This is a genomic window from Sporomusa malonica (assembly GCF_900176355.1).
GTDB lineage: Bacteria > Bacillota > Negativicutes > Sporomusales > Sporomusaceae > Sporomusa > Sporomusa malonica.
On record NZ_FWXI01000031.1, the window covers coordinates 28,532 to 37,099 of the forward strand.

Consider the following 8,568-nt stretch of genomic DNA (forward strand, 5'->3'; position numbering starts at 1 on the left):
ATGACTTTCATATACTTGCCAAAGTTATCAATTACACTTTAAATATTCTTTTATTCCTTTTCCTTCTTTAATTGTCAACTGGAGGTTTTATCAAAAAACGCTCAACCATTTCCGAAATAACAACGTCAGGCTTAATCTTTTCAAGCAAATCGTAATCGATACAGGGTGAATGGATCAGATATGTTTTGCTGAAGCTTTCTATAATAAAGGGTATTACGCTATTAATAAATGAATCATGAAATACAATTGCTGTAGGTAAACTTGTGTTTTTGTTTAATGCTATTTTTGTATAACCTGAACTATTATTTTCATAGATAATCTGTGCTCGGGGCTGTTTGACCACTCCCCATGAGAATATTGAAGTTTGCGGAGGCGTCAATTTGCTGCCTAAATCCAGGAGCGTCTCTCCATCTGCAAATTGTATTTCTTCCCAATCCAGTATTTTAGTTGTAAAGTCTTTTTGTATAATGTTCATTACATACTCATATGCGATAAATGCCCCGATCCCATTCCAATGAGTGTCCGCCAGGGGATACATTTGATATTCTGTTTTATACAACTTTAAAACATCGACAGGAAAATATAATGGTAAGTTATAAGGCTTACAAGTATTTATTAACTGATAGACAACTCGGTCGTCACTTATTTTATAATCATCAGGCAAGTATTCCGGATATATACTTTCTTTATTGGGAGCAATTAAAAAGTAGTATTTTATACCCCTGTTCTTTAAAACAGCAAATCTAGATTCTAAAATTCGCAACCATTTTTTAAGCTCACGTTCTGTTAATTTTAAAGAACCATTATTTTGCTCTATAACACGGTTTGTATCATTTTGTAGAAAAAGCCAACCGTCTTTGCCAACTAGAACTTTTACATCCCCCAATTGAATATACTCCTTCCTCACAATCCTTAGATTATTATTATTGGCTAGACTTAGGTGGAAATCCGCCTGGATAAGGGCAACATCGGCTTCCGCTTTCGCTAAGGCTCGGCGTAATCCGTGTTTTCTTTATTATGGTATAGTTTATGTTCTTGCCTCTACGGCTGTGACATAACGCCCTTTCTGAATGTTTGCCGTACCCTAGTCAAAACTTAAACGACTTAATCCTGACCGATACTGAAAGTAAGCCCACACAATGTCACTGTCTAAAGCAGCCTGTTCCCTAGCAATTGCTATATCAGGAGGCTGATGGGTGATAGGCAGGAGCGAGTATAGGTTATTTAATTGTTCCTGCCATCCACTATAATGGTGCTGGAGTATTATCGATTTTAGATAATTTCCCTGGCTAATGCGATACCCCTCATCTGATGCCAGTTTCTCGATAGCTGCAAACAAGTCTTTCGAGCTAGGAAAGTGAGTTATTGCAATATCCGGTAAAATATCACTACTAAACTGTGCGGCAAAATCAATAGCTAAGCCAACAACCGGTATGCCCCTAGCACCTGCTTCAATGGCTGCCGCAAGTGACCCTACTGGTATTGGATCAAGGTATACATCAGCCGCGCTATAGAATGTAGTCATATCCTCTTGGAATTCAAAAATTTTTATTGGTTGATCACTCTGACTTTGTGACCACCATCCTGCCCGAGAAGGCCCGACAACTAGAATCTCGATATTGGGGTACTTATTAACCATTTCTCTAATCAACTTTGAAAAGTTATATACGCCACATGAAACCAGTTGATAGCGTGATGCACTGGTTAGAAAAACTATCTTATCCTCGCCTATACCCAGTTCCCTTTTAGCAGCTTGCTTATCAGGCAAATTCCGTGGCTTTGCCAGAGGGATCGGCAATATACAGGAGTTATGCATATTCCTGCGAGACAAAGTTATCGTATGTCCGGCAGACCTATGATCGACTACAACGTCAGCAGCACTCATTCCTATGTTAAAGCCATAGTCTGCATGATTAACAAAGACCACGGGGGGACCGCCAGCAACACCAAAAGCTACAGGAGCAACAGGATCATGGGGATGTATATGCAAAACAACTAAATCTGCCCATTTCGCAGCTGCTTCACGCAGCACTTTCGCTTTTTGACACAGGTTCAGTTTGACATCGTCAAGCTTTTTGCACCAGCCGCCGGAATGAAGCGCGGCATCCACCAGCCCTTGAGGAACAGCTTCGCTATTAAGAGTAACTATTACAGAATGAACTGACGAAGAATCCAGCCTTATCCAGCGCTCCGGCGTTCCAGAGTGACTGCTAGCAGCGTAACCTTGACTTACTACATGCAATACATTTTTCTTTTCCTTATTCTTAGGCGGAAACTGCAAGAAAGCAGCAGCTAACCGGTTATTTAATCTACTGGATATTTTTCGCAAAATTAGCTCCAATCTAGAGGAAATGAAAAACCCTGGATGAGAGTGATATGCATAATCTGCTGCTTGTTTAACTAACACCACGGCTTTCTCTAGATTACCTGATAACAAAGCAAACTCAGCTTTGTCTATAAATGAAAAAAATTTCTTTCTTGTGTTTTCTATCCAGAACTGAAAATAGCTGGATTCATATTGATAAGGAAACCAGTTTTTTACCATTAGGTCTTGGGTAAGCTCGTATGGCGCAGCCAAGTGCGGGGGTAAACCCCATTTTTCCATAAATTTCTGGCTGTTAATTTCCAATAGGTTGTTGAGTTGATTAGACTTCTCTCCAAAAGATACACTGCCAAAATGATGAATAAAGGTATCCCGGCATAAAACTAAGCGATAACCGGCTTTTCTGATACGCATACAATAGTCGTCATCCTCGTAATTCCCAGGAGAAAATGCCTCATCCAACAACCCAATCTTATTGATTACTTCAGCCTTAACTAATAGGCAGTAACCGACTAACCGTGCTCTATCTTCCCAACGTTCCGAATTAGAAATGTTCACCTGTTTGGCAAACCTTATCATTTCTTCCACACAAGAATATTCACAAGGAATGCTTTGAAAATTTGAACACGAGTTGGCAACTGCACCAACTGCACCAATATCGCTGGAACTGTATAAACATTTTGTAAGGTTAGTTAACCAGTTGGGCGTCACAATAGTGTCGTTGTTTAATAAAAGAATACTATTTCCCTTAGCCGCCTTTATGCCTTGATTACAGCCTACAGGGAAACCGGCATTCTCACTATTTAGAATTAATCTTATATCTTGCTGGCCTTGCAACCACTCGACCGTGCCATCGGTTGAGTGGTTATCTATAACAATAATTTCATAAGATTCCGGCTGTGTATACTGTCTAATACTTTCAATGCAAAGCTTGTTATACTCTAGCTTGTTGTAGGTTATGACAATGATACTGGTAAGACAGCAGTCCACTCTGAGACCTCCTCTAATTATAGGCTTAATACAACTCTGGAATTCCAGTTAATCACTCTCAGAAGGCTCATTATTCAGTTTACTTTGCAAAAGTTTTCGATTATGGTGAACCATTGGATTATCGGGAATAAATTTTGCCGCTTTTTCATTGTGTTCGTAAGCTAATTTGTAGTCGCCAAGACGTGAATAACATACGCACAACTGAAGATGAGGCAACCATGTTTCACATTGATTATTCACTAACCCCCATGAGGAATTGGCAGTCTTTAGATGGGTAGCCAGTGTATACCAGAATATAGCCTGCCTTATTCGATTATTATTAAGATGATTAAAACCAAGCCGGCAGCAGAATTCGCTTCTTGGATTACTATATTGGAAGGATTGGTATATATACTTAAGCTCATTTTCTTCGTCATGAAGCAAATAATAGCAATCAGCTAAACTAGCACAGGCAGCAATTTTCTCTTCAGGCGCTCCTTGCTTAGTTTCTAGGAATTTTTGGTAACACTCAATTGCTCGGTTATAGAGATTATGTTCTCTTAACTCATTGGCATAATAGTATAAATCTCGCGGTGAGAATTCTTCTCCTTTTAACTGCCGTCGTTCATAGATTTTAAGATTGCGATCGCTATCGTGTTTTAAGGGCTTGTGAGCTACGGCAATTCCTGTATCTAATTGAGTGCCTTTCGCGTCTAAAAATTCGTGAACTGCTCCAATCCACTGGTAATTTTTTTCTCGCTTAACTAAACGCTCCCTGCGTATTTGATAGGCTACGTTTCCATTTGGATCAAAACTTAAATAATAAAGCATAGTAATGACTTCAACTTCCCGACTGAGAGTTGCTTTTAATGCAAGTAACTTTTGACGGTCTTGATCGAAAATAACATCATCAGCATCAAGCCAGAGAATGTATTCCTGCGTAGCCTTACTAAATGCATAATTGCGCGCGGCAGAAAAATCATCTATCCACTCAAAATCATAAATATTATTAGTAAACTGCCTTACTAGTTCTTTTGTTTTATCCGTTGAACCTGTGTCGACAATTATGATTTCGTCGACACTCTGCTCGATCGATCGCAAACAACGCTCAATTGTAGCTTCCTCGTTTTTTACAATCATACATAGGCTAATAGTTATAGGTGAGTGAGATTCCTTGTCAAACTCCGACATGCTACTACCTCCTAAAGATATATAGTCAGTAATTACTTTATTCTTAGAGGCACTGATATGTGAAAAAAAAGCTGATCCTCACTACATATTGGATCAGCTTTGTCATATTTAATAAGAATTTTTATCACATAGTCAATCAAGAGAATATTTAATTGTAAGCCTATACCCAGGTCCTCTACATTAATATATGCACCATAACACTTATATTGATAGTCACGCTCTCTAAAATTGTTTTTGGGGGACAATTAATCCCTGCGATGCTATGCATATATTACATTGTGCAACCTGATATGCAAATAAAAATCCATCTATTTTTCATAAGCACTTTACCATAGGATTGCATAGTATATAGTAGGCGAAGAGCCAAAACAATTTAAAGGAGCGAATCAACAATGGCATTTGGTATGAAAAAAGGAAAAGGAAAAGGATTTAATCTCGACTGCGTATTAGGAAACGCAAGTATTACTGTCGTAACCTGCTGTGGTTTTATATTCCAAGGAGTCGTTGTTGAAGAAGACGACGATAAAACCCGTGCGCAATACGGCTGCCCAGTTGTTTTCCCAACTATGACTATGGGCTACGACCATGACAAAGACGACAATAAAAAAGACTGCAAAGATGACGATGACAAAGATGACAAAAAACATCATTGCCCCAAACCGATTGAAGTTGATGTTGATGTCAAATGCAATAATGATCCCAAATTCATCTGCCTGCGCTTAGACTGCCCTCCTACTTTTGTGTGCTGTGATCCAACAGGTGCTCTCTTTGCCGGAATCGTTCCTGTAATAGTTACAGCAGGCGGCGCTTCAGGACTCAATCTGTTTGCTGAAGATGACACTATATTAATTGGCTTAGATGAGATTGCCGCCATAGGCCCATTCAGCACCTGCTTTGCTTCTGCTCGACCGGGGGTTGTCCCTCTTTAACCCCCTAATTGGATTGGAGTCCTGTCTAAGAATCAGTTAAAATATAACTAACGGATTAATGGAGGGGACAGGACATGAAAGGTCACAAAATGGTGGTAAATATGGACTTAGCCTCGTTTACAGTAAGAGTATAAACCCGCGCGCCCTTAGCTATAAAACTGCACTCATGCAGCAATTAGTCAATGGCCGCTATAAGCGGGGCGAAGCCGAACCATTTACTAATTGCTGAACGAGTACTACAATCCATGCACTTAAGCGCGCAATACTTCGAAATAATTAGATATGCTATGCTATTTCAAGATATTGTGACAAAACTCCAAAGTTCGGGGGTTGAACCGATCGCAAACAACGCTCAATCGTAGCTTCCTCGTTTTTTACAATCATACATAGGCTAATAGTTATAGGTGAGTGAGATTCCCTGCCAAACTCCGACATGCTACTATCTCCTAAAGATATATGGTCAGTAATTACTTTATTCTTAGAGGCACTGATATATGTGAAAAAAGCTGATTCCCACTACATGTTGAGGATCAGCTTTGTCATATTTAATAAGAATTCTTGTCACATAGTCAATCAAGAGAATATTTACTTGTGAGCCTATAGCCAGGTCCTCTACATTAATATATGTACCATAACACTTATATTGATAGTCACGCTCTCTAAAATTGTTTTGGGGGACAATTAACCACTGCGATGCTAATGCATATATTACATTGTGCAACCTGATATGCAAATAAAAATTCATCTATTTTTCATAAGCACTTTACCGTAGGGTTGCATAGTATATAGTAGGCGAAGAGCCAAAACAATTTAAAGGAGCGAATCACTAATGGCATTTGGTGGAAAAAAAGGAAAAGGAAAAGGATTTAATCTCGACTGCGTATTAGGAAACGCGAGTGTTACTGTCGTAACCTGCTGTGGCTTTATATTCCAAGGAGTCATTGTTGACGAAGACGACGAGCATACCCGTGCGCAATACGGTTGCCCAGTTGTTTTCCCAGCTATGACTATGGGCTATGATGACAAAGACGACCATAAAAAAGACTGCAAAGATGACGATGACAAAGATGACAAAAAATGCCCCAAACCGATTGAAGTTGATGTTGATGTCAAATGTAATAATGATCCCAAATTCATCTGCCTGCGCTTAGACTGCCCTCCTACTTTTGTGTGCTGTGATCCAACAGGTGCTCTCTTTGCCGGAATCGTTCCTGTAGGCGTTACAGCAGGCGGCCTTTTAGGGCTCACTCTGTTTGCTGAAGATGACACTGTATTGATTGGCTTAGATGAGATTGCCGCCATAGGCCCATTCCGCAGCTGCTTTGCCGGTTAACGTCTTGCTTTGTTTAAAAAACGAAACCCCGGTCTCCGGGGTTTCGTGCTTATAAACAGGCACATATATTGAACGTTGTACTCCGCTTATATGAAATTTAGAAGAAAGGAGTATGTAATTATGACCTTGAGAAGTGAAGATAGGTTAAATTTGGGCTGCCTAGTCGGAAACCTAAGTGCAACTATTGTCACTAGATGTGGTATCGTATATCAAGGAACAATCGATGATTGGAATTGCGGTGGGATCACAAATAGCCGTCCGGATAGTTCCCCATCTGATTCAGAAGATAGCCAAAAAGAAGAATCCACAGGCCTACGTATGGGAGATTGTTGTGGCCCTCGCTTTATTCGCATGACGTTAGATTGTATTCCTGGAAACATCTGCTGTCCGACTTTTTCGGTCGACGTCCTAGTTAGCGCCTCAAGAGTTACACCGATACTCGGCTTCACCGGAGCCGCCGAAACACTTTATCCGGTGGATTCCTCCATCTTAATTAATTGGGATGATGTTTCCTCAATAGGACTAACCAGCGGTGCTTGTCTCACAGATGATACACCATAAAGCCACGATGCCGGGGCGCACAGACGCCCCGGCTTTTTTTAATCCTGTAAGAAAGTAAGCCGTGTTTTCTTTATAATTTACTGTTTATGCAACCGAACATAATAGTTTGAATTAATATCTAGTTATAGTAACAGAAGTCCTCCTAAAACCATAAAATAATACAAATGGAATATATAAGACATTTCATAGATAAGGAGGAAACCTCATGAGTAGTAAGTTTGTTGATGTTACGGGTATTACACCGACATCACAGTTTCCAAAGTGTCCTCCCCGACATCCCTTCACCGAATTCTGCGAAACTGATAAATTATGTATACCACACCCCCATCCTAACATCCGCGATGTGTTGGAAGTGTGTGTAAACGTAGTCATTTGCTCAGCTAAAGTTATTTGCACCCCTGTTGGGAACAAGGTTGTTGTCGAAGGCAAAAAACAGATCAAAGTTACTTTTGCCGCTGATGACCCCTGCCAGTCGGTCCATTGTGCCCATTTTGAAATCCCCTTTTGCAGTTTAATATTATTAGGGCCTATCAAGGATGAAGTAATCCAAGTATGCTCGGCAATAGAAGATATCTCTGTCCGCTGCTTAGATTGCAGATGCCTGATAGTAACCACAGTCATATTTATCTGCCCGGTATTTGAAAAACCATATGATTATTGTTCCTACACACATGATGACAATGACAATTACCGGTTCTAGTCAGTAACAGTACTTAGTAGGTAGCTTAAGTAAACTACCTGCTTTATCACATGAAGATAGGAGGAGATTTGAATATGGGATGTACTCAAATTTCCGTAAACGGTATGCTCACCGTACCCAAACATAAGCCTGATATCCAATCCATACTTCGCATTTCTACAACTACAAAAATTGATAAAACTATAACTATACGGAAAAAGATTTTTTTTACTGGACATGTATGTATCCGTATAGAATATGTTGCATGTTCGCCTGACCACTCACAACCTATACACTTCCTGCAAGCTGAGATACCGTTCAACGGTTTGCTGCTTCACCAGTTTGCTCGTGAGCGCTTCAATACTTGCCTACAAACTAGAATTAGAGTTTCCGAAACTGAAGTTGTTAGTCCAAGGATGATTAACACAATAGTACTATTAAAACTGTGTAAACTTAAGTTTTCTCGTATCCCTAAACACTCGCAGCAAAAGTGCACTAAACCAAGTCATGGAAATCACTGCAAACATACCAATCCACATTGTCCACCTATTCAAGGGTCATACTGTAAAAAGCCACCTCATAA

Annotated in this window: 8 protein-coding genes; 5 read left to right on the forward strand and 3 right to left on the reverse strand. The window is 39.9% G+C overall.

Annotated features, from left to right (window positions below; translation table 11 throughout):
- Positions 1-67 precede the first annotated feature (67 nt).
- The 3 genes from B9A22_RS22885 to B9A22_RS22895 form a co-directional block, all read right to left on the reverse strand.
- Complete coding sequence (locus tag B9A22_RS22885; protein ID WP_176215655.1) at positions 68-886, reverse strand: alginate O-acetyltransferase AlgX-related protein; 819 nt, start codon at positions 884-886, stop codon at positions 68-70.
- A 198-nt stretch (positions 887-1,084) separates the two neighbouring features.
- A complete protein-coding gene (locus B9A22_RS22890) occupies positions 1,085-3,313 on the reverse strand; it encodes a glycosyltransferase (protein ID WP_084578266.1) in 2,229 nt (742 codons plus the stop codon).
- A gap of 48 nt (positions 3,314-3,361) precedes the next feature.
- The gene (locus B9A22_RS22895) at positions 3,362-4,483 is read right to left on the reverse strand and encodes a glycosyltransferase family 2 protein (RefSeq protein WP_084578267.1); all 1,122 of its coding nucleotides are present in this window, start codon (positions 4,481-4,483) and stop codon (positions 3,362-3,364) included.
- Positions 4,484-4,875: 392 nt separating this feature from the next.
- Between B9A22_RS22895 and B9A22_RS22905 the strand changes: the two genes are divergently transcribed.
- The 5 genes from B9A22_RS22905 to B9A22_RS26615 form a co-directional block, all read left to right on the forward strand.
- On the forward strand, positions 4,876-5,412 hold the full coding sequence (locus B9A22_RS22905; protein WP_084578269.1) for a hypothetical protein: 537 nt from the start codon (positions 4,876-4,878) through the stop codon (positions 5,410-5,412).
- Between the two features lie 829 nt (positions 5,413-6,241).
- Positions 6,242-6,745, forward strand: coding sequence for a hypothetical protein (locus tag B9A22_RS22910; protein WP_084578270.1), 504 nt, complete (start codon positions 6,242-6,244; stop codon positions 6,743-6,745).
- A 120-nt stretch (positions 6,746-6,865) separates the two neighbouring features.
- Positions 6,866-7,306: a hypothetical protein gene (locus tag B9A22_RS25085; protein WP_139796354.1), complete on the forward strand. Its 441-nt coding sequence runs from the start codon at positions 6,866-6,868 to the stop codon at positions 7,304-7,306.
- Between the two features lie 205 nt (positions 7,307-7,511).
- Positions 7,512-8,006: a DUF3794 domain-containing protein gene (locus B9A22_RS22915; RefSeq protein WP_084578271.1), complete on the forward strand. Its 495-nt coding sequence runs from the start codon at positions 7,512-7,514 to the stop codon at positions 8,004-8,006.
- 104 nt (positions 8,007-8,110) lie between these two features.
- Positions 8,111-8,568: DUF3794 domain-containing protein (locus tag B9A22_RS26615; RefSeq protein ID WP_425441428.1), on the forward strand; the 458-nt coding region annotated here is incomplete at its 3' end.

What these genes read in the sequence shown, in the direction of transcription:
- B9A22_RS22910 (WP_084578270.1), top strand. Translation starts at nt 6,242, where the DNA reads ATGGCATTTGGTGGAAAAAAAGGAAAAGGAAAAGGATTTAATCTCGAC.
- B9A22_RS22895 (WP_084578267.1), bottom strand. Translation starts at nt 4,483, where the DNA reads ATGTCGGAGTTTGACAAGGAATCTCACTCACCTATAACTATTAGCCTA.
- B9A22_RS22915 (WP_084578271.1), top strand. Translation starts at nt 7,512, where the DNA reads ATGAGTAGTAAGTTTGTTGATGTTACGGGTATTACACCGACATCACAG.
- B9A22_RS22905 (WP_084578269.1), top strand. Translation starts at nt 4,876, where the DNA reads ATGGCATTTGGTATGAAAAAAGGAAAAGGAAAAGGATTTAATCTCGAC.
- B9A22_RS25085 (WP_139796354.1), top strand. Translation starts at nt 6,866, where the DNA reads ATGACCTTGAGAAGTGAAGATAGGTTAAATTTGGGCTGCCTAGTCGGA.